The 21,491-nt window shown below is 65.3% G+C and carries 19 protein-coding genes; 10 read left to right on the top strand and 9 right to left on the bottom strand.

Features of this window, described 5'->3' with window-relative positions:
- Positions 1–5 precede the first annotated feature (5 nt).
- The gene (ugpB, locus tag IC232_RS17285; protein ID WP_409564937.1) at positions 6–1,313 is read right to left on the bottom strand and encodes a sn-glycerol-3-phosphate ABC transporter substrate-binding protein UgpB; all 1,308 of its coding nucleotides are present in this window, start codon (positions 1,311–1,313) and stop codon (positions 6–8) included.
- Positions 1,314–1,520: 207 nt separating this feature from the next.
- On the opposite strand from ugpB, the gene IC232_RS17280 reads away from it, so the two are divergent.
- Positions 1,521–2,243: a hypothetical protein gene (locus IC232_RS17280; RefSeq protein ID WP_190846225.1), complete on the top strand. Its 723-nt coding sequence runs from the start codon at positions 1,521–1,523 to the stop codon at positions 2,241–2,243.
- Here IC232_RS17280 and IC232_RS17275 read toward each other — a convergent pair.
- Complete coding sequence (locus IC232_RS17275; protein WP_210335402.1) at positions 2,240–3,448, bottom strand: NAD(P)/FAD-dependent oxidoreductase; 1,209 nt, start codon at positions 3,446–3,448, stop codon at positions 2,240–2,242. The genes IC232_RS17280 and IC232_RS17275 overlap by 4 nt on opposite strands.
- A complete protein-coding gene (locus IC232_RS17270) occupies positions 3,445–3,873 on the bottom strand; it encodes an Lrp/AsnC family transcriptional regulator (protein WP_190846224.1) in 429 nt (142 codons plus the stop codon). Before IC232_RS17270 ends, IC232_RS17275 begins: the two co-directional genes overlap by 4 nt.
- A gap of 114 nt (positions 3,874–3,987) precedes the next feature.
- Here IC232_RS17270 and IC232_RS17265 point away from each other — a divergent pair, with 114 nt between their 5' ends.
- The 3 genes from IC232_RS17265 to IC232_RS17255 all read left to right on the top strand — a co-directional run bounded on the left by IC232_RS17265 (position 3,988) and on the right by IC232_RS17255 (position 8,640).
- On the top strand, positions 3,988–5,121 hold the full coding sequence (locus tag IC232_RS17265; RefSeq protein ID WP_190846223.1) for a saccharopine dehydrogenase family protein: 1,134 nt from the start codon (positions 3,988–3,990) through the stop codon (positions 5,119–5,121).
- A 209-nt stretch (positions 5,122–5,330) separates the two neighbouring features.
- Positions 5,331–6,881 carry an aldehyde dehydrogenase family protein gene (locus tag IC232_RS17260; RefSeq protein WP_190846222.1) on the top strand — a complete coding sequence of 517 codons (1,551 nt, stop codon included), beginning with the start codon at positions 5,331–5,333 and terminating at the stop codon, positions 6,879–6,881.
- A 79-nt stretch (positions 6,882–6,960) separates the two neighbouring features.
- Positions 6,961–8,640, top strand: a complete 1,680-nt coding sequence (locus IC232_RS17255; protein WP_190846221.1) for a thiamine pyrophosphate-binding protein — start codon at positions 6,961–6,963, stop codon at positions 8,638–8,640.
- A gap of 165 nt (positions 8,641–8,805) precedes the next feature.
- Here IC232_RS17255 and tal read toward each other — a convergent pair whose 3' ends face one another.
- A complete protein-coding gene (gene tal / locus IC232_RS17250) occupies positions 8,806–9,777 on the bottom strand; it encodes a transaldolase (protein ID WP_190846220.1) in 972 nt (323 codons plus the stop codon).
- Positions 9,778–9,845: 68 nt separating this feature from the next.
- Positions 9,846–10,736 carry a LysR family transcriptional regulator gene (locus IC232_RS17245; protein ID WP_190846219.1) on the bottom strand — a complete coding sequence of 297 codons (891 nt, stop codon included), beginning with the start codon at positions 10,734–10,736 and terminating at the stop codon, positions 9,846–9,848.
- 118 nt (positions 10,737–10,854) lie between these two features.
- On the opposite strand from IC232_RS17245, the gene IC232_RS17240 reads away from it, so the two are divergent.
- A complete protein-coding gene (locus IC232_RS17240) occupies positions 10,855–12,351 on the top strand; it encodes a CoA-acylating methylmalonate-semialdehyde dehydrogenase (protein ID WP_190846218.1) in 1,497 nt (498 codons plus the stop codon).
- Between the two features lie 96 nt (positions 12,352–12,447).
- On the opposite strand, the gene IC232_RS17235 is transcribed toward IC232_RS17240, so the two are convergent.
- A complete protein-coding gene (locus tag IC232_RS17235) occupies positions 12,448–13,251 on the bottom strand; it encodes an aminoglycoside 6-adenylyltransferase (RefSeq protein ID WP_190846217.1) in 804 nt (267 codons plus the stop codon).
- Positions 13,252–13,426: 175 nt separating this feature from the next.
- Here IC232_RS17235 and IC232_RS17230 point away from each other — a divergent pair, with 175 nt between their 5' ends.
- The 3 genes from IC232_RS17230 to mmsB all read left to right on the top strand — a co-directional run bounded on the left by IC232_RS17230 (position 13,427) and on the right by mmsB (position 16,063).
- The gene (locus IC232_RS17230) at positions 13,427–14,578 is read left to right on the top strand and encodes an isobutyryl-CoA dehydrogenase (protein ID WP_190846216.1); all 1,152 of its coding nucleotides are present in this window, start codon (positions 13,427–13,429) and stop codon (positions 14,576–14,578) included.
- 144 nt (positions 14,579–14,722) lie between these two features.
- A complete protein-coding gene (locus tag IC232_RS17225; RefSeq protein WP_190846215.1) occupies positions 14,723–15,103 on the top strand; it encodes a DUF5367 family protein in 381 nt (126 codons plus the stop codon).
- Between the two features lie 69 nt (positions 15,104–15,172).
- The gene (gene mmsB / locus IC232_RS17220; RefSeq protein WP_190846214.1) at positions 15,173–16,063 is read left to right on the top strand and encodes a 3-hydroxyisobutyrate dehydrogenase; all 891 of its coding nucleotides are present in this window, start codon (positions 15,173–15,175) and stop codon (positions 16,061–16,063) included.
- On the opposite strand, the gene IC232_RS17215 is transcribed toward mmsB, so the two are convergent.
- Entirely contained in the window at positions 16,060–17,193 is a 1,134-nt protein-coding gene (locus IC232_RS17215) for an FAD-dependent oxidoreductase (protein WP_190846213.1), read from the bottom strand. The genes mmsB and IC232_RS17215 overlap by 4 nt on opposite strands.
- A 125-nt stretch (positions 17,194–17,318) precedes the next feature.
- Between IC232_RS17215 and IC232_RS17210 the strand changes: the two genes are divergently transcribed.
- A complete protein-coding gene (locus IC232_RS17210; RefSeq protein ID WP_190846212.1) occupies positions 17,319–18,530 on the top strand; it encodes a peptide ABC transporter permease in 1,212 nt (403 codons plus the stop codon).
- A gap of 91 nt (positions 18,531–18,621) precedes the next feature.
- Positions 18,622–19,791 carry a M20 aminoacylase family protein gene (locus IC232_RS17205; protein ID WP_190846211.1) on the top strand — a complete coding sequence of 390 codons (1,170 nt, stop codon included), beginning with the start codon at positions 18,622–18,624 and terminating at the stop codon, positions 19,789–19,791.
- Positions 19,792–19,854: 63 nt separating this feature from the next.
- Here IC232_RS17205 and IC232_RS17200 read toward each other — a convergent pair whose 3' ends face one another.
- Positions 19,855–20,574: a DUF4198 domain-containing protein gene (locus IC232_RS17200; RefSeq protein WP_190846210.1), complete on the bottom strand. Its 720-nt coding sequence runs from the start codon at positions 20,572–20,574 to the stop codon at positions 19,855–19,857.
- Positions 20,575–20,778: 204 nt separating this feature from the next.
- Positions 20,779–21,491 (bottom strand): GTP cyclohydrolase II RibA (gene ribA / locus IC232_RS17195; RefSeq protein WP_246812263.1); only part of this gene is annotated, 713 nt, incomplete at its 5' end.

Below are 21,491 nucleotides of genomic sequence, written 5' to 3'. Positions count from 1 at the left end.
TCAGCTTAGCGAACGGTGCGCTCGAACTGACGCAGGATCTGGTTGGAGCGGGTCACGGCCGTATCGAGAGCGTCCTTGGCGGGCTTCTGACCGGCGAGAGCAGCCTCGATCTCCTCGGAGATCACGTCGCGGATCTGCACCATGTTGCCGAAGCGCAGACCGCGGGAGTTCTCGGTCGGCTCCTTGTTGGTGAGCTCGATCAGGGCCGTCTGGAGAGCGGGGTTCTTCTCGTAGAAGCCCGAAGCCTTGGTCTTCTCGTAGGCCGCCTTGGTGATCGGGAGATAGCCCGATTCCTGGTGCAGCTTCGCCTGACGGTCCGTGTCGGACAGGAAGGTGAAGAACTTGGCCACGCCCTTGTACTCGTCAGCCTTCTTGCCGCCCATGACCCACAGGGATGCGCCGCCGATGATGGAGTTCTGCGGAGCGCCCTGGATGTCCGGGTAGTACGGCATCGGCGCATTGGCCCAGTCGAACTTCGCGTTGGCCTTCACGTTGCCGTAGAAGCCCGAGGAGGTGAGGAAGATCGCGCATTCGCCGGAGGTGAAGCGGCCCTCGGACTTCGAGTCGCGGCCCGAATAATCGTAGGTCTTGTCCTTCTGCATATCCACGAGGTTCTGCAGGTGCTTCACATGCTGCGGAGAGTTGAACTTCATCTCCGTGTCGAAGCCGTCGAGGCCGTTGGCCTTGGTGGCCATCGGGATGTTGTGCCAGGCCGAGAACTGCTCGACATTCGCCCAGGACGCCCAGGCATTCGAGAAGCCGCAGGTGTCGTGGCCGGCAGCCTTGAGCTTCTTGGCGGCATCGAACACCTGAGGCCAGGTCTTCGGGATCTCGGCGACGCCTGCCTTCTTCAGCTCGTCCTTGTTGATCCACATGACCATCGAGGAGGAGTTGAACGGCATGGAGAGCATCTCGCCCTTAGCCGTGGAATAGTAGCCGGTGATAGCCGGGAGGTAGGCCTGCGGATCGAACTTCTCGCCCGCTTCCTTCATCATCTCCTGGACCGGCTTGATCGCGCCGCGGGCGCCCATCATGGTCGCCGTTCCGACTTCGAACACCTGCAGGATGTGGGGAGCGTTGCCCGCACGGAACGCGGCAATGCCGGCGTTCAGGGTATCGGCGTACTGGCCCTTATAGCTGACGACGACCTTGTAGTCCTTCTGGGAAGCGTTGAACTCTTCCGCCAGCTTGTTCACGACGTCGTTGTTGGCGCCGGTCATGGCGTGCCACCACTGAAGCTCCGTCTGGGCGAAGGCGGAGGTGCTCGTCGCGAGGCCGAGGGCCAGGGCGCCGAGGAGCGACTTCTTCATCATTCTAATCTCTCCCGTATCATCCCGTCTGGGACGTTCTTGTCGTTCACCATCCTGGCGTTAAGCCCGGATGACGGTTCTGTGACGAAACCATGACAATCATAGCCGGCTTCAAAATGGAAGCCCTTTCATACAAAAGGCTTAATGGCCAATCGCGGGAACAGGCTGAAGCACCTCTTCGTTGAGGGAGTAACCCAACGGAAAAGATCCATGCCACAGATGATCACAGCCCTGTTCAGGGATCCCGCCCAGGCTCGTCAGGCTCTCCAGTCCCTGCTCGAGATGGGGATCGCTCAGAACAGGATCGTCGCCGTCGGCAACCAGGATGCCCGCGAGATATCATCGATCTCGGGCTTCCGCAGCCTCTCCGCCCGCGACGATTCCATGGAAGCCCTGCACGACCTGAACCTGCCGGATGCCGACAAGCGCCTCTTCGAGCAGGGCCTTCACCGGGACCATACCCTGATCGCCGCCCAGGTCGACCGGGACAATGCCGAGGAGGCGGTACGAGTGCTGGAGATGTTCGACCCGGTCGATCTCGACGGCAGCAGCCGGGAATGGCTCTCCTCAAACGGCTCCGACCAAGCCGGCGCTGATGTGGGCGCGCCGCTCGGTGCCGGCATCACCGGCGGCTCCGGTGGCGGCATGACCACCACCAGCACCCTGCCCGGCATGGGCCTGATGGCGGAAGGCGCGGACGATCTCGGAACCACGGACCTGAGAACGGACGAGTTTGCCCAGACCAACCAGGGCTCAAGCACGACGGTTGGCACCGGCTCCCGCCGCAGCGACGAACGGGCCGACCGGGAGGGCGTCAACGAGCTTGCCGTCGATACGCGTCCCTCCGCCGACCAGCCGGGTTTGATGCAGCGCCACATGAACCGCGGCGGCCGGATCTGGGCCTACAGCACCTCCGACGAGACAGGCCTCTAGATCACATTCCGCTCCAGCAGCGGCCGGTTGGCGAGCACGCGCTCGTAGCCCAGTTCCGACAGGTCGAGCGTGCGGTAGCCGCCGTGCACGATGAGTTCGGCCAAGCCCCGTCCGACCGCCGGCGCCTGCTGCAGGCCGTGGCCTGAGAAGCCGTTGCACAGGTAGAAATTTTTCGGCTCGCCCGCCTGGCCGATGATGGCGTTGTGATCGAGCAGGCACATGTCGTAGGGGCCTGACCAGGCACGGCCGGGCCTGATCGCCTCGAAGGCCGGCACGCGGTGGGCGAGCGACGGCCAGATGAACTCCTCGAAGAACGTGTGGTCGATCTCCTGGCTTGCAGGATCGTCGTCGGACCAATCTTGATCCATGTCCGCCTCCGGCGACGCGCCACAGATGAAGTGCCCCTCGCCTTCCGGACGCACATAGGCGCCCGACGTGTCGATGAGCAGCGGACAGTTCTCCACCGGCTCCTTGCAGGCGAAGGTGAACACGTAGCGGCGCTTGGCTTGGACCGGAATGTCGAGGCCCGCCATGGCGGCAATCGCCCGCCCACCGGAGCCCGCGCAGTTGACCAGCGCGCCGCAGGCGATCCGCGTGCCGTCCTTGAGACGCACCGCCGCAACAGTGCCGCCGTCCCGCTCGATCTCGGCCACCTCGCCCTTCACATATTCCGCGCCGAGCGAGCGGGCCTTCTTGCGGAAGGCCTGGAGCAGCCCCCAGCCGTCGAACCAGCCCTCCCCCGAGCGGCCCCAGGTGCCGGCAGCCAGATCCTCGACATTGAGCCAGGGGAAGCGGCTTTTCAGCTCGTCCGGCTGCAGGAACAGGATGTCCGCGCCCTCGGACGCCTGCAGCGCTTGGTTCTCGCGCAGAACCTGTTCGCCCGCGTCCGACGCGCAATAAAGATAGCCCCCTTCCCGCAACCCGATCTCCGGCCGGTCGCCATCGACGGCCAGATGATCGCCGATGCTGCGCAGGAACTGGATGCCGTAAAGCGAGATGCGGATGTTCACCGCGCTCGAATATTGCTGGCGGATCGAGGCCGCCGAGAGTGCCGAGGCCGAGAGCTGATAGGTCGGGTCCTTCTCGACCACGATGACGCGTCCCTTGAAGCCGAAATCGGCGAGCAGGTGATAGGCCGCGGAAGAGCCCATGACGGCGCCGCCGACGATCACGACATCGGCTGACAGGGAGGTGGCTGGGGTCATCGTTCGAACTTCGTTGAGAGGATGATGGAGGACTGGGTGCGCTCGACGCCTTCGACCGCGCCGATCCTGTCGATGGCGGCGTCGAGGGAGGGAACGTCCTGAGCCTCTACCACCGCCAAGAGATCGAAAACACCCGCAACCGAGTGAAGCGCGCGCAATTCAGGCATGCGCTGGAGCGCCGACACGACCCCGCCCGAGGCCTTGGGGGCGACCACGATGGTGACCTGCGCCCGCACCATGCGGCTGGTGACCTCCTCGGCCAGGCGCAGGGTATAGCCGGTGATCACCCCACGACGTTCCAGGCTCTCCACCCGCGCCTGCACGGTCGTGCGGGAGAGATTGAGGCGCCGCGCCGCCTCCGCATGGCCGATGCGGGCATTCTCCCGCAGGAGGGCAATCAGGGCACGATCGGTGGCATCCAGCATCACTATGACCAGTCATAACGGCATTTCGCCGAAAGCTACTCGGCTTTTCGTCAGCTTGTCTATGGCGCTTTGCAGCGCTCTGCCTTTTTCTGCTCCCATCACAGGGAGGTTTGAATGCACTCGATTCTCGTCATTGGCGCCGGCAAGATCGGCTCCACCATTGTCGACATGCTCCACGAGACCGGCGATTACCGCGTGACCGTCGCGGATGCCTCGCCTGAGGCCCTCGAAGCGGTCGTCAAGGATGGCGTGCAGACGGTCCAGCTCGATTTCGGTGACGCAGTCGCCCTGCAGAACGCCCTCAAGGGCCATTACGCCGTGCTGAGCGCCGCCCCCTATCACCTGACCGGCCATGTGGCGCAGGCTGCGCGCCTGGCCGACGTGAACTATTTCGACCTCACCGAGGACGTGGCCACCACCCGGATGGTGAAGGAGTTGGCGGAGGGCGCCTCGACGGCCTTCATCCCGCAATGCGGCCTCGCTCCCGGCTTCATCTCCATCGTGGCGCATGACATCGCGAGCCACTTCGACAAGCTCGACACGGTGCGCCTGCGCGTCGGCGCCCTGCCGCAATATCCGTCGAACGCCCTGTCCTACAACCTCACCTGGAGCACGGACGGCGTCATCAACGAGTATATCGAGCGCTGCGAAGCCGTGGTCGACGGCCGCCTGCGCGAGGTTCCGGCCATGGAGGAGCTTGAGGAGTTCTCCCTCGACGGCACGCGCTACGAGGCCTTCAACACCTCCGGGGGCCTCGGCACCCTGTGCGAGACGCTGGAAGGCAAGGTGCGCAACCTGAACTACAAGACCATCCGCTATCCGGGCCATTGCGGCCTGATGCGGGTGCTGCTCAACGACCTGGGCCTGCGCAACCGCCGCGAGGTTCTCAAGGACATCCTGGAGAACGCCGTGCCGGCCACCATGCAGGACATGGTCATCGTGTTCGTGACCGTCACGGGCGAGCGCGGCGGACGCTACGTGCAGGAAACCTATGCCCGCAGCATTTACGGCCAGAAGGTCGCCGACACCCAGCGCACCGCCATCCAGGTGACGACGGCTGCCGGCATCTGCGCCATGCTCGACCTTCTGGTCGCGGGCAAGCTGCCGAAACAGGGTTTCGTGCGCCAGGAGGAGATCGGCCTCGACACCTTCCTGGCCAACCGCTTCGGCCGCGTCTATGCGGGCGAGCGCCTCGACGAGAGCCACGAACCGGCGGTGAAGAACATCCGCCTCGACGCGGTCGCGTGACGATTAGGACTGGCTCCCGCCGCATTCCGGATGGGAGCCAGTCCAGCTTCTTGACCAAACCGCATGACCCTATTCGGGAAAAGCAGTTCCCTGCTTATCCGAAAATGCTTTAAGACGGTGGCCTGACAGCCGCCGTCGTTTCGTTCCAAGACCAAGCGATGGCCGGGGCCTTATGCTGAGCCCTAAGCCCGCATCGAGGGAGATAAACCATGACCGCGAGCCTGAAACCCGTATCCTCCGCGCCTGCCTCCGTGGCGGACGAGGCCCGCGCCATTCTCGCGCGCCTCGGCGTGCCGGACAGCTCCTTCGCGCCCAGTGGCCGCCCGGCCCGCTCCCCGATCACCGGCGAGGTGATCGCCCATGTGCGCGAGACCACGCCGGAGGAGGCCAAGGCCGCCATCGGCCGGGCCGACGCCGCCTTCAAGGCCTGGCGCAAGATTCCGGCGCCCCGGCGCGGCGAGTTCATCCGCCTGCTCGGCGAGGAGCTGCGCGCCACCAAGGACGACCTCGGCCGCCTCGTGACCCTGGAAGCCGGGAAGATCGTCTCCGAGGGCCTCGGCGAGGTGCAGGAGATGATCGACATCTGCGATTTCGCCGTCGGCCTCTCGCGCCAGCTCTACGGGCTCACCATCGCCACCGAGCGCGCCGATCACCGCATGATGGAAACCTGGCATCCGCTCGGCGTCTGCGGCGTGATCTCCGCCTTCAACTTCCCCGTGGCCGTGTGGTCGTGGAACGCGGCGCTCGCGCTCGTGTGCGGCGACAGCGTGGTGTGGAAGCCGTCCGAGAAGACCCTGCTCACGGCGCTGGCCACGCAGGCCATCGTGGAGCGCGCAGCCAAGCGCTTCGGCGGCGTGCCGGAAGGCCTGTGCGAGGTGCTGCTCGGTGGCCGCGAGGTCGGCGAGATCCTCGTGGAAGACACCCGTGTGCCGATCCTCTCCGCCACCGGCTCCACCGCCATGGGCCGTCAGGTCGGCCCGAAGTTGGCCCAGCGCTTTGCCCGCGCCATCCTGGAGCTCGGCGGCAACAACGCCGCGATCGTCGCTCCCTCGGCCGACCTCGACCTTGCGCTGCGCGGCATCGCGTTTGCCGCCATGGGCACGGCCGGCCAGCGCTGCACGACCCTGCGCCGCCTCTTCGTGCACGAGAGCGTCTATGACAGCCTCGTGCCACGTCTCGCCAAGGTTTATGGCAGCGTGAAGATCGGCGATCCGCGCGAGACCGGCACGCTTGTGGGCCCGCTGATCGACCAGGCTGCTTTCGACGGCATGGAGCGCGCGCTGGATGAAGCCCGCGCGGCCGGCGGCAAGGTGCATGGCGGCGGACGCTACACGGATGTGGCGGGCGACGGCATCTATGCCCGTCCCGCCCTCGTGGAGATGCCTGGCCAGACCGGCCCGGTGACGCGCGAGACCTTCGCGCCGATCCTCTACGTGATGCGCTACTCCGACTTCGACGAGGTGATCGCGCTCCACAACGCGGTCGGCGCCGGCCTCTCCTCCTCGATCTTCACGCTCAACATGCGCGAGGCCGAGGCCTTCATCTCGGCCACGGGCTCCGATTGCGGCATCGCCAACGTGAATATCGGCCCCTCGGGCGCCGAGATCGGCGGAGCCTTCGGCGGCGAGAAGGAGACGGGCGGCGGACGTGAATCCGGCTCGGATTCGTGGAAGGCGTACATGCGCCGCGCCACCAACACGGTCAATTACGGCAACACGCTTCCCCTCGCCCAGGGCGTGAAGTTCGACGTGGACGCCTGATCGTTTTGAACCACACCGCGGAGGGCAGAAATGCCCTCCGTTTTTCTATTCAGACCCACCCTTACATCGTGAGCCATTCATGACAGCGCCCTCCCGCACCGGCGGCCAGATTCTTGTCGATCAGCTGACCCTTCACGGCGTCGATCACATCTTCTGCGTTCCGGGCGAGAGCTATCTCGCGGCACTCGACGCGCTGCATGACGCGAACATCGATATCACGGTCTGCCGCCAGGAAGGCGGCGCAGCTATGATGGCGGAGGCCTACGGCAAGCTCACCGGCCGCCCCGGCATCTGCTTCGTCACCCGCGGTCCCGGCGCGACCAACGCCTCACCGGGCATCCACATCGCCAAGCAGGACTCCACCCCGATGATCCTGTTCGTCGGCCAGATCGAGCGCGGCATGCGCGAGCGCGAGGCGTTCCAGGAGCTCGACTACCGCGCCGCCTTCGGGCCACTGGCCAAATGGGCCACGGAAGTGGACGATCCGGCGCGCTTTCCCGAGATCGTCTCCCGCGCCTTCCACGTGGCCACCTCGGGCCGTCCCGGCCCCGTTGTGATCGCGCTGCCGGAAGACGTGCTCACCGAGATGGCCGCTGTGGCCGACGCGCCGCGCTATCAGGTCATCGAGACCCATCCCGGTCCCGCCCAGATGGCCGAATTGCAGAAGCTCCTGCACGGCGCGAAGAAGCCGATCGCGCTGCTCGGCGGCAGCCGCTGGTCGGAAGACGCCGTGCAGCGCTTCGTGCGTTTCGCCGAGCGCTTCGAGCTGCCGGTCGCCTGCACGTTCCGCCGCCAGATGCTGTTTCCCGCCGACCACGCCTCCTATATCGGCGATCTCGGGCTCGGCGTGAATCCGAAGCTGCTCGCGCGCATCAAGGAGGCCGACCTCGTCCTGCTCGTTGGCGGGCGCCTCTCCGAGATTCCGAGTCAGGCCTATACGCTGCTCGACATTCCGGCGCCGAAGCAGACCTTGGTGCACATCCATCCCGATTCGAGCGAACTCGGCCGTGTCTACGCGCCGCATCTTGCCATCAACGCTTCACCCAACGCCTTCACGGCAGCGCTGGAGGCCGTGCATCCACCGGCTTCGCTGCCCTGGAGCGAAGGAACGAAGGCGGCGCATGAAAGCTATCTGGCCTGGAGCGATCCGAGCGAGATCAAGCATCCCGGCGCCCTGCAGATGGGCCAGGTGATGCGGCACCTGCGCGAGGTGATGCCGACTGACACGATCTTCTGCAATGGTGCCGGCAACTTCGCCACCTGGGTGCACCGCTTCTGGCCGTTCCGTGAATACGGCACGCAGCTCGCCCCCACCTCCGGCTCCATGGGCTATGGGGTGCCGGCAGCGGTCGGCGCCAAGCGCCTGCGGCCCGACAGCCCCGTGGTGGTGTTCGCCGGCGACGGTGACTTCCTCATGAACGGGCAGGAATTCGCCACCGCCGTGCAGTACGACCTGCCGATTCTGGTGATCCTGCTCGACAACGGCATGTACGGCACGATCCGCATGCACCAGGAGCGCGAATATCCCGGCCGCGTCTCGGCCACCATGCTGCAGAACCCGGACTTCGCCGCCTACGCCCGCGCCTTCGGCGGCTATGGCGAGCGCGTCGAGCTGACCGAGGACTTCGCCGCGGCCCTCCAGCGCGCGCTCACCTCCAGCAAGCCCGCGATCCTGCACTGCATCCTCGACCCGGAAGCGATCACGCCGAGCATGTCGCTGTCCGCGATCCGCGAAAAGGCGTTGGCGGAGAAGAAGTAACCCTCCACTGTCATTCCGGGGCGGCCATAGGCCGAGCCCGGAATCCATAAACACGACATCTCAAGAAAAAGGCGCTGCAGATCACACAGCGCCTTTTCTGTTCCGTTAGCGGTTATGGATTCCGGGCTCCGTTGCGCGGCCCCGGAATGACAGTGTTGTGCAGATTTAAGCCGCCTTCGCCTCATCCAGGCGCTGCGCCACGAGGCTGCGCAGCGAACGCAGGTCCTTGACGAAGGAGCGGATGCCCTCGGAGAGCTTTTCGGACGCCATGGCATCTTCGTTCATGGCGAAGCGGAAGCTCTTCTCGTCCGTGCGCGGCAGCGGCGCGATCTTTTCCACGTTATCGGCCGAGAGCTTGCGCGGCAGCTCGCCTTGCGAGCCGGCCAGCTCGTCGAGCAGCGCGGGCGAGATGGTGAGGCGGTCGCAGCCCGCGAGCGCTTCGATTTCGCCGATGTTGCGGAAGGACGCGCCCATCACCACGGTCTTGATCCCTTGCGCCTTGTACGACGCATAGATCTTGCGCACGGAGAGCACGCCCGGATCGGTTTCACCGGTATAGGGTCCGCCGCCTGCCTTCACGTGCCAGTCGAGGATGCGGCCGACGAAGGGCGAGATCAGGAACACGCCGGCTTCCGCGCAGGCCTGGGCCTGCACCTGGCTGAACAGGAGCGTGAGGTTGCAGTCGATGCCTTCCTTCTGGAGCACTTCCGCCGCGCGGATGCCTTCCCAAGTCGCGGCAATCTTGATGAGGATGCGCTCGCGCCCGATGCCAAGCGCCTCATAAGCCTTGATGATGGCCCGCGCCTTGGCAAGCGTCGCCTCCGTGTCGAAGGAGAGGTCCGCGTCCACCTCCGTCGAAACCCGGCCCGGCACGATGCCGGCGAGCTCGGCGCCGAAAGCTACGGCGAGCCGGTCGCAGATCGCCTCGATCACGCCCTCCCGTGAGCCGCCTTGGGCGCGGCCCCAGGCCAGGGCCTCGTCGATGATGTGGCCATAGGCCGGGGTCTCCACCGCCTTCAGGAGCAGGGTCGGGTTGGTGGTGCAGTCCTGGGGCTTCAGGCGGCGCACCGCATCGAGGTCGCCCGTATCGGCGACGACGACCGTCATGGCGCGCAATTGGTCGAGCTTGGAGGACATCGGGATCTCCGTGGGGTTCGTTTGGATTTGACTTAGTCCCTCAGGGCGCCCGCGTGAAGAGCAAAGCCTCAGACAAACAGCCCCCGGTTCGCCCTCACGCGGCTCAGGATGAAGGAATAGACCTCCTCCACGCGTCGGAGGTTCCGGACATCCGCATGGGTCACGAGCCAGTAGGTGCGAAGATAGGAGACCTCGGGCAGCACCACCTCGAGTTCCGGGAAGGACCGCACGGCGTAATCGTGCAGGATGCCGATGCCGATCCCCGCCCGTACGGCCTCGGCCTGCGCCACCACGCTGGCGCACTCGAAACGGCGGGAGGTGTGTTTCTCGATCCCTGAGAAATAGTCGAGCACCGGGCTGTAGAGCAGGTCCGCCACATAGGTCACGAGGGTCTTGCCCGAAAGGTCCGCCAACTCTGTGATCGGCCCGTGACGGGCGAGATAGTCCTGCGAGGCATAGAGCCGGAGCCGGTAATCCGTGAGCTTGCGCGACACGAGACGCCCTTCCGTGGGCTGTTCCAGGGTCACGGCGATGTCGGCCTCGCGCTTGGACAGGGAGAAGGTGCGGGGGAGCGCCACGAGCTGGAGAGTGAGCCCTGGGTGCCGCTCGGCCAGCGCCCCGAGTTCTGGGGCGAGGAAATAGGTGCCGATCCCGTCCGGCGCGCCGATGCGCACGGTGCCCGTGAGCGCGAGATCCGCGCCTCCCAGTTCGCTCGCCACGGACAGCGCCTGGGTCTCCATGGCCTCCGCATGACCGAGCAGCCGCTCGCCGGGCTCTGTGAGGGTGTAGCCTTGAGGGCTGCGCTCGAACAGCTTGGCCTTGAGCGAGGCTTCGAGCGCCGAGATGCGGCGCGACACGGTGGTGTGGTCCGCCTCCAGCTGCCGGGCGGCGGCCGTGAGCCGCCCGGCGCGGGCGACGGCCAGGAAGAAGCGGAGATCGTCCCAATCGAATGCGCTCATGTCCGCCCCACCATATTGGCGTTTTCGCACAACGGTGCCTCAGCTTCACCCATAGTCGTGCGATTTCAACAATGATAGAAGAAGGGCACGAAAAATACTCATCAGGAGGAGAGACGCCATGCGCGAGGTCGGACACTTCATCGGCGGCAAGCAGGTTGCCGGCAAATCGGGCCGCACCACCGAATTCTTCCAGCCCATGACCGGCGAGACCATCGGCCGGGTCGCGCTCGCGTCCAAGGACGAGCTGCGCCAGGCGGTGGAGAACGCCAAGGCTGCGCAGCCGGCCTGGGCCGCCACCAACCCGCAGCGCCGCGCCCGCGTGATGATGAAGTTCCTGGAACTCATCGCCAAGGAGATGGATCCGCTGGCCGAGATGCTCGCCCGCGAGCACGGCAAGACCATCGTGGACGCCAAGGGCGACATCCAGCGCGGCGTCGAGGTGGCGGAGTTCTGCACCGGCATCCCGCACCTGCTCAAGGGCGAGTTCACGGAAGGCGCCGGCCCCGGCATCGACATGTATTCGATCCGCCAGCCGCTGGGCGTGGTGGCCGGCATCACGCCGTTCAACTTCCCGGCCATGATCCCGCTGTGGAAGCTGTCGCCTGCCATCGCCTGCGGCAACGCCTTCATCCTGAAACCCTCCGAGCGCGATCCGGGCGTGCCCATGCGCCTCGCCGAGCTCATGATGGAGGCGGGCCTTCCGGCCGGCATCCTCAACGTGGTCAATGGCGACAAAGAAGTGGTGGACGCGATCCTCGACGATCCCGACATCAAGGCCGTGGGCTTCGTCGGCTCCTCGCCGATCGCGCAATACGTCTATTCCCGCGCCACCGCCAACGGCAAGCGCGCCCAGTGCTTCGGCGGCGCGAAGAACCACATGATCATCATGCCCGACGCCGATCTCGACCAGGCGGCGGACGCGCTCATCGGCGCCGGCTACGGCTCGGCGGGCGAGCGCTGCATGGCGATCTCGGTGGCGGTGCCGGTGGGCCGCGCCACCGCCGACGCGCTCATGGATAAGCTGATCCCGCGCGTGGAAAGCCTGAAGGTCGGCTCCTCCACCGATCCGTCGGCCGATTTCGGCCCGATGATCACCCGGGCGCACATGGAGAAGGTGCGCTCCTATGTGGACATCGGCGTGCAGGAAGGCGCCAAGCTTGTGGTCGACGGCCGCGACTTCAAGATGCAGGGCTACGAGAACGGCTTCTACATGGGCGGCTGCCTCTTCGACGAGGTGACCACCGATATGCGCATCTACAAGGAAGAGATTTTTGGCCCCGTGCTCTCGGTGGTGCGCGCCAAGGACTACGAAGATGCCCTGCGCCTGCCCTCCGACCACGAATACGGCAACGGCGTCGCGATCTATACCCGCGACGGCGACGCCGCCCGCGACTTCGCCTCGCGCGTCAACGTGGGCATGGTCGGCATCAACGTGCCGATCCCTGTGCCGCTCGCCTACTACACCTTCGGCGGCTGGAAGGCCTCCGGCTTCGGCGACCTCAACCAGCACGGCCCGGACGCGGTCCGCTTCTACACCAAGACGAAGACCGTCACGTCCCGCTGGCCCTCCGGCATCAAGGAAGGCGCGGAGTTCTCCATTCCGACGATGAAGTAAAGCAGCCTGAAAGCTTACTCGCAGAACCCATTGCCGCCGCTCTCAACCTGAGAGCGGCGGCTTTCGTTCGTGCTCCAAGTCCAGACAATCTGAGCGCTACCAGCTCACGTCGAACTCTTCACCGAACTGTCGCTGCAGGTTCCGGAGGGTCGCGTCCTCGAAGGGCTGCGGCCAGGGAATGTCGAGCTTTTTCGCCATGGCCCGCGCCCTCGGCATGAATGCGCGGGCGGTCGCAAGATGGGCTTCGATGATTGACCTGCGTTCAGGCTTCGGGAACGGAAGGCTCAGGAGAACCTGCATCTGATCGGCGGAAAGCAGGCGGCTCAGGTGGAGGGCGCCGCCCGGATCGGGAATCCCCGTCTCCTCCACCAGGAGGCTCGACAAATGATCCCGGAGCAGGCCTGCTCCGACCGTCCCCAGAAAATACTCGCCGCGCCCCATGCCGACGCTGAGCAGGCCCAGGACGCGGATGAACTCGTTGATGAGATAAGTGACCCGACCCGTATTAGGGCCCTTGTAGGCAAGGTGCGACGGCAATGTCTCGTACAGACCATCCCGGTCGATCAAAACCCGGACAGTGTCTTTCGACCTGTGATTGAGCCTGTTGTCCGCAGGAATGGCAAGGTCGCAGCGCACCCAATCCGCCGTGACGGCATTGATCAGGATGCCGCCGAGCGGCCTCTGATTCCAGAAGACGACAGGGGAGATGCTTTCCAGGGTTTTTCGCCAGATCGACGGGAACTCTGCCTTCTTGCTCTCCTCGATCACGGCCAGGAAATCGATGTCGCTGTATGCATCTGCGGTGCCCTTGCCGAAGCTGCCGACAAGGAACAATGCCCGCAGTTCCTCATGGTCCAGGAGAGCAGAGGAAACAGCCTGAATGATTCGATCCTGCAGCATCGGCTCCTATCTCCCCTGCCCAATCGGTCAAATGGAACTGAGTTTCAGATGGGGCAGGATCCGGCATGGACCATGTCGCCTATGAGAGCCTATCCATGGCATCCTCTTTGGCTGGAGACGCCCTAGATCGAAAGTCATGGTTGCCCAAAACCCCTCCGGTATGACGATTGAGGCTATGACCCAGTTTTCCCTCACCGACGATCAAATCGCCGTCCGCGACATGGCGCTGGCCTTCGCGGCGGACAACCTCGCGCCCCATGCCCTCGAATGGGACGAGAAGAAGCATTTTCCCGTGGATGTGATGCGTGAGGCGGCAGCCTTGGGCATGGCGGCGATCTACACCCGCGACGATGTGGGCGGATCGGGCATGACGCGGCTCGACGCGGCACTGATCTTCGAGGCGCTCGCCACGGGCTGCCCGGCGGTGTCGGCGTATCTGTCGATCCACAACATGGCCGCCTGGATGATCGACCGCTATGGCAACGAGGAGCAGCGCCAGCGCTATATCCCGCGCCTGGCTACCATGGAGCTGATCGCGAGCTATTGCCTGACCGAGCCGGGCTCGGGCTCGGATGCGGCGGCGCTGAAAACGAAAGCCGTGCGCGACGGCGACCATTATGTGGTCAACGGCGTGAAGCAGTTCATCTCCGGCGCCGGCACCTCGGACATCTACGTGACAATGGTGCGCACCGGCGAGGAAGGCCCCTCCGGCATCTCGACCCTCGTGATCGAGAAGGATATGCCCGGCGTGTCTTTCGGCGCGCAGGAGAAGAAGATGGGCTGGAACGCGCAGCCCACCGCCGCGGTGATCTTCGAGGATGTGCGCGTGCCCGTGGCCAACCGGCTCTCCGACGAAGGCCAGGGCTTCAAGATCGCGATGTCGGGCCTCGACGGCGGGCGCATCAACATCGGCGCGTGCTCACTGGGCGGCGCGCAGTCAGCCCTCGACAAGGCGCTCGCCTATACGGGCGACCGCAAGGCTTTCGGCAAGCGCATTGCGGATTTCCAGGCGCTGCAGTTCAAGCTCGCCGACATGGCCACCGAACTCGAAGCGGCGCGCACCTTCCTGTGGCGCGCGGCCTCGGCGCTGGATGCCAAGGCGCTCGACGCCACCAAGCTCTGCGCCATGGCCAAGCGCATGGCCACCGATGTGGGCTTCCAGGTGGCGAACGATGCCCTGCAGCTCCATGGCGGTTACGGTTATCTCGCCGATTACGGCGTGGAGAAGATCGTGCGCGATCTGCGCGTGCACCAGATCCTGGAGGGCACCAACGAGATCATGCGCCTGATCGTGGCGCGCGATCTGGTGGGGCGCGGGAATCGGTGACCTTGAGAAGCACGCTCTCCCCACTAGCCCTCATCCTGAGGAGGACCGTCAGGTCCGTCTCGAAGGATCAGGGCGTCTCCAGTGCTCACTGGAGCCTCCTTCGAGACGCCGCTTTCAGCGGCACCTCAGGATGAGGCTTGGGGCATGATGAGCATCGCCTTCAGATCGATTGGTCTCGGCTTCGGCATCAGTGCTGCGATCTTCGCGCTGTTCCACTTTGCAGGTCCGTGGTTCTTCCTCGACGGACGTCGGCCGTTCCAGCTCAACTTCACGGCAGGCGCCACACTCGGGCTGATGCTGGGGCTGCTCATGCACCGCATCCTGCAGGCCCCCAGGAAAGCGGCGGTGCAGGCCATGGCGCTCGTCGCCGTTCCGGGCATGCTGATCATGGCCGCCGTCGGCTCGCATTTCGCGGTGTTCTTCCCGCGGCTCGACCCCGCCCTCGACAAGGTGTTTGGATCGCTGATGCTGTGGTTCTACGGCTTTTCGCTCGCGGGGGCCCTGTGGGTGGCGCGGCGCGCATAATATCTTGAGCAAGATAACGGGACGCCTCTGATGGGTAGAAGCGTCACACGACAACACGGGAGGATTATCATGACCAGCATCGCGTTCATCGGCCTCGGCAACATGGGCGGCCCCATGGCGGCCAATCTCGTCAAGGCCGGGCACAGGGTCACCGGCTTCGACCTGTCGCCCGCCTCCTGCGATCAGGCGAAGAGCGACGGCGTGAACATCGCTTCCTCCACACTTGATGCGGTGCAGAATGCCGAGATCGTCGTCACCATGCTGCCGGCCGGCAAGCACGTGCTCTCGGTCTGGACCGATATTCTGCCATCCGTGAAGGAGGGTGCGCTGATCATCGACTGCTCCACGGTCGATGTGGAGAGCGCCCGCAAGGCGCATGGGATGGCCGGTGAGCAGGCGCGTAACCTGATGAGCCTCGATGCGCCGGTTTCCGGCGGCGTCGGCGGCGCGAAGGGCGCAACGCTCACCTTCATGACGGGCGGCGCCAGGCAAGCCTTCGACCGGGCCGAGCCGATCCTGTCAAAGATGGGCCGACGCGTCGTGCATTGCGGCGAGGCGGGCGCCGGTCAGGCGGCGAAGATCTGCAACAACATGATCCTCGGCATCTCGATGATCGGCGTGTCGGAAGCTTTCGTGCTGGCCGAAAAGCTTGGGCTCTCGCATCAGGCGCTCTTCGACGTGGCCTCTACCTCCTCGGGCCAGTGCTGGGCGCTGATGAACCACTGCCCCGTGCCGGATCTGGTCCCCACATCGGCGGCCAATAACGGCTACAAGCCGGGTTTCGCAGCGGCCCTCATGCTCAAGGACCTGAAGCTCTCACAGGAGGCGGCTCTGACCTCGGGCGCGTCGACACCGCTCGGCGCGGAAGCCACGCAGCTCTTTTCCCTCTTCAATGCGTCCGGGCACGAGGGCGACGACTACAGCGGCATCATCAACTTCATCCGCGGGCAGAAGAGCTAAAGCTCGAACCGGCGCATGAAGCGCCGGTCGATGACATCCTTCAGCCGCCACGCGAGGCGGCCCTCGAAGGCGAGAAACCGGCCGCGACCGCCGATGGCGCGGCCGTCGCCCGTTGCAATCAGCAGCAGGTGATCGCGCTGCGGAATGTAGTTCTCAAGTGGCTCGCCCCGAAGGGCCCGTCTCAGGTTGCGCGCCAGCACAGGCCCCTGCCGCACGGCGAAGACGCCGGCCTTGGGGCGCGGATGCGCGATCATTGTCGCGCAGTCGCCGGCGGCGAAAGCGGTTTCATCATTCAGGATCTGGAGCGTGGGACCTGTGGCCAGAAAACCGCTCTCGTCCTTGGCCCAGTCCGTCGCGGCGAGCACCGGCGGCGGCGCGGCATGGGTTGAGACCAGCACGGCATCGGCCGGCACGAACCGGCCGCTCGCGAGAGTCACGCCATTCTGATCAATGCGCACAGCTGCATCCTCGGCATGAACCGCAATCCGGCGGCGCTTGAGTGCCTGCGCGATGCGTCTGCGCATGCCGGCATGGATGCCCGGCGCCTCGGATGAGCCGATCAGCGACACCTCAATGGGAACGCTCACCTGCGCCGTGAAGAAAGCCTGGACCGCAAAGGCGAGGCAGATCCCGGCAGCCCCTCCGCCGACGATGGCGAATCGGCGCGGTCCGTTCGGCGCGACGGCGCTCTCCACAAGCCGGTCCCATTTTTGCAGCAGGCTGCCGATGGGTTTGACCGCGAGCGCATGCTCCTGCGCTCCGGCAATCCCCGACAGATCCGGCGTGATGCCGATATCGACCGAGAGGATGTCGTAGGCGAGCGCCTTGCCACCTTTCAGCCGCACGCGCCGCGCAGCCCTGTCGAACCCGACAGCGTCATCCAGAATCAGTCCGGCGCCGGCGGCACGGGCGAGCCGCTCCAGATCGATGTGGATCTCGTCCCTTGTGTAGGTTCCGGCCAAATGCCCCGGCAGCATGCCCGAATAGGGTGTCAGGCGATCTTTGCTGACGAGGGTGATGGTCAGGCCCGGCTCAGGATTGCGGGCAAAGGCTTCCAGCACCAGAACATGAGCGTGCCCGCCGCCGACCAGGAGGAGGTGCTTGCCGGTGGTCTTGGCGCTCGATGACATGGAGGTCGCGAACTCCGGAAGGGGACACAAAGGAACAGGATGTGTTGCACGACACCTACAGCTTTTGGCGACTTCGTCCATTAGGCTCCCGGTCCCTGAACGTCCCAAGGTCGATAGCCCACCGCATGGTCCGCCCCGTTTCCCAGACGGCCAACCCTTCCGCCGACGCCGCCGCCATGCTGCGGCGCCTCGGCTTCGCGATCCTGTTTTTCGCCGTTCCCCTGGCGGCCCTGTTCACGCGGCGCGCCCTGGTGGTGATGGCGCCGCTCGCGGTGATTCTCCTGGTTCTCGCCTCGGTGCTGGACGGCAGCGCAAGGCATGCCCGGGAGAAGATGCTGGCGCTCGCGACCTCCACCGGAGGGATTGCCGGGCTCGTCCTGCTGTTCTGGGCTGGGCTGTCCCTGGTCTGGACGCCGTTCCTGCCCGAGGGGTCGGAACGTCTTTTCAACATCGCGGGCATGATTCTCATGGGGCTGGGCGGCTATCTGGCCGTGCCAGAACGGATGCGTGCGGCCAATCTCTATCTCCTGCCCGTGGGCGTGGGCTTGGCGGCCGTGATCAGCATTCCCCTGGCGCTCCGGGGCAGCAGCCGCTTCGACCCGGAGGGCCTGAGCCTCGAGCGCGGCATGCTCATGCTGGCCCTGCTGGTCTGGCCGGCGCTTGCCTGGCTCCACTCCCGCGGGAGAAACCTGGAGGCCGTCGCGCTGGCCCTGGCGGTCGCGGTGGCAGCCCTCCTCACTCGGGAGGGACTGCCCCTCTACGGTCTTGCCGCCGGCGCCGTCGTGTTCGTCCTGACGGCGGCCAGTCCCAGACTCGGCCCGCGATTGGTCGGGTTGATGATGGCAGGCCTCCTGCTGCTCGCCCCGCTCCTGCCCTTTCTCCTCAAGCCCTTTGCAGCAGCCCTCTTCGGCGCGCGAGCACCGGTGACGGCGAGCCTCGAGGTCTGGCGCCAGGTCGTGCTCAACGAGCCGCTGCGGCTGCTCACAGGGCACGGGTTGGAAACCGCCCTGCGCGGCCGGTATTTCGGCTTGGTTCCCCGGAACGCCCCCTCCACCCTGCTGTTCGAGATCTGGTACGAGCTTGGCCTCGTGGGAGCGGTCGCGGCAAGCCTGCTGCTTTACCGGGCCGTGGTGGGAGTCCAGAGCCACCGCGCCACCGTTGCGCCCGGCATCATGGCGGCCTTTGCCTGTGCCTATGCCCTGGGCTGCCTCGGCATCGGCACCACGCAGGTCTGGTGGTTCGCCGCGCTCGTGGTGCTCGTTCTGATCTTTGTGGCCATCGAGCGGGGGCAGTTCCGCACCACCCGCCCCAAGGCCATCCTGCGCAAGAAGTTCTGACATCCTGCAGCAGGCCATGCCGTAACGGTTGACGGAAGGCCCCTGCCTCTGCTTGGCTGAGGGTTCCTGCTTCCCTGCTCGAGGATCCCTCATGCCGATCATCAACCGCGTCGCCGATCTCGCCGATGAAATCACCACCTGGCGCCGCGACTTCCACGAAAACCCGGAACTCCTGTTCGACGTTCACCGCACCGCCGGCATCGTGGCCGACAAGCTGAAGAGCTTCGGATGCGACGAGGTCGTCACGGGCCTCGGACGGACCGGCGTCGTCGGCGTGATCAAGGGCCGCACGAACAACTCAGGCCGTGTGATCGGCCTTCGTGCCGACATGGATGCGCTTCCCATCGAGGAAGCGACGAACGTTCCGCACACCTCCAAGGTGCCGGGCAAGATGCATGCCTGCGGCCATGATGGCCACACCGCCATGCTGCTGGGCGCCGCCAAGTACCTGGCCGAGACGCGCAACTTCGACGGCACCGCCGTGGTGATCTTCCAGCCCGCGGAGGAAGGCGGCGGCGGCGGCAACGAGATGGTGAAGGACGGCCTCATGGAGCGCTTCGGCGTGCAGGAGGTCTATGGCATGCACAACATGCCGGGCATTCCCGTGGGCCAGTTCGCCATCCGGGCCGGCGCCATGATGGCGGCCGCCGATCGCTTCACCATCACCATCGAGGGCAAGGGCGGCCACGCGGCGCGCCCGCATGACTGCATCGACCCGGTGGTGATCTCGGCGCATGTGATCACGGCCCTGCAGACCATCGCGTCCCGCAACACCGATCCGCTCGAATCCGTTGTGGTGTCCGTCTGCACCGTGAAGGCGGGCGAGGCCTTCAACGTGATCCCGCAGACCGCCATGCTGCTCGGCACCGTGCGCACCCTCTCGCCGGAGGTGCGCGACCTCGCCGAGACCCGCATCCGCGCCATCGTCGAGAACGTGTGCGCGGCCTTCGGGGCGAAAGCGGAGGTCGAGTACGACCGCGGCTATCCGGTCACCATGAACGATCCCGACAAGACCGAGTTCATGGCGAACGTCGCCCGTGCGGTTGCCGGCGAGAACGCGGTGGACACCACCGTGCCGCCGCTCATGGGCGCGGAGGATTTCTCCTACATGCTGGAGCAGCGCCCGGGCGCCTACATCTTCCTCGGCAACGGCGACACGGCCGGCGTCCACCACCCGGCCTACGACTTCAACGACGAGGCGAGCCCCTACGGCGTCTCGCTGTGGGCAAAGATCGTCGAGACCGGCATGCCGGCGCGCTAAACAAAAAGGCTGGCCTCTCCCGCGAGAGGCCAGCCGTTTCTCACCTAGTTGACTCTGCCCCGATCAATCCTCGCCGTGCGGCAGAATGAAGGACAGAGTCGCGAAATAACTCACCTGATCGATCTCCGCGTTGCCGGGCGTCTTCTTTGCATGCGAGACGCCGATCACGTTGAGTCCATCATTGCGCACGAAGAGCGTCACCTTCCCTTCCGCATCGGTCTTGTTGCTCTGGGCATGCCCGTCGTTCACGTAGTCGACGTAGAGCGGAACGCCCGCGAGCGGCTCGCCGTCGGCAAAGACCTGAACGGGAAGATCGTCTCCCATCTTCAGGGTCATCGGATCGGCCAGTGCCACGATCTCGAGGCCCTGCCCGGTCGGTTTCAGTGAAGCACCGCTTTTCAGGATCGTTGTGTTGATCTTGATCGAGTGGCTCGCCGACTGCGCTCCCGGCACCTGGCTTTTCGGCCGGTTGGCCGACTTGTCGTCGGGACCTTTCGTCCAGATGCCGTTGTCGAGAATCACCGTCAGGGCGACCGCATCCTCTGCGGGTTCGACCAGGGCGTTCTTGACTTGATGCAGGACCTTGCTGTCCCGCTTCTCGCCCGAGGCGAGATACGAGACGGCGCTTTTCACTTTCTCCGGCTTGTAGGCATCATCTCCGGCGCCGTGACCATAGACGATGGCGATGTCGCCGTGGCGTTGGGCTGTCCAGATCCCGTGGGCGTGGGCGGCACTCGTCAGGCCCCCGGCAATGGTCAGGACAAGCGATAATTGACGCAGCATGCGTTGATGTCTCCACAGATTCATGAGCTACGTATAGTATACTATACGTAGCTCATTTAAGCTGCAAGACCGGAGCTTTTCAGGATTTGGAAGGCAATGATTGCAGAGACTTGCGCGGCAGTTGCCGGACGAATGGCGCGCAAAATCCACAGGAACCTTCAGGCCCTGCAACCAGTCAAACGGCTTGTCCGCTGAGTGGGCGTCTCAATCCTTGCTCGAGCAGGCGAGCATGCCCTCGAGATCGATATAGTGCCCGGCCCGATCCCGCTTGGCGGCGAGATAGCTCACGTTCTCCGCCGTAGGGCGGCCCAGCACCCGGTGATCGGAGATCACCTCCAGCCCGGCCTGGCTGAGGGCTGCGATCTTCTCGGGATTATTGGTCATCAGGCGGACCTTGCCGACGCCGAGCTCCTTCAGCATCACGGCCGCGAAATCGAAGCGGCGCTGATCCGCCTCGAAGCCCAGCACCTCATCGGCATCATAGGTGTCGTAGCCCTGCGACTGGAGCTTGTAGGCGCGGATCTTGTTGCTGATGCCGTTCCCGCGCCCCTCCTGGTCGAGATAGAGCAGGATCCCGCCCTCGTCTTCGGCCATGAAGCGCACCGTATTGCGCAGCTGGTCGCCACAATCGCATTTGAGGCTGCCGAAGAGATCGCCCGTGAGGCAGGCCGAGTGCAGCCGCACGGAAACGGGCTTCGACAGGTCCGGCTTGCCGACGACGATCGCCACCTGGTCGCGCAGGCCCTCGCCGCCGCGGAACACCACGAATTCGCTGGTGGGCGCGCCGTCCAGCGGAACGGGGGCGCGGCTGACGATGGCGAGGTCGACCGCCTTGGCGCCACGGTAGCCTCGGATGGCTTCGCCCGGAACGCGGATCAGGGACGGATCGATCTCGATGCCCTTGGCCAGCGGCACCA

It is taken from the genome of Microvirga sp. (genome assembly GCF_014699075.1).
GTDB lineage: Bacteria > Pseudomonadota > Alphaproteobacteria > Rhizobiales > Beijerinckiaceae > Microvirga.
The sequence above is the reverse complement of the archived record's forward strand: the minus strand, read 5'-3'. Positions and strand labels throughout refer to the sequence as shown.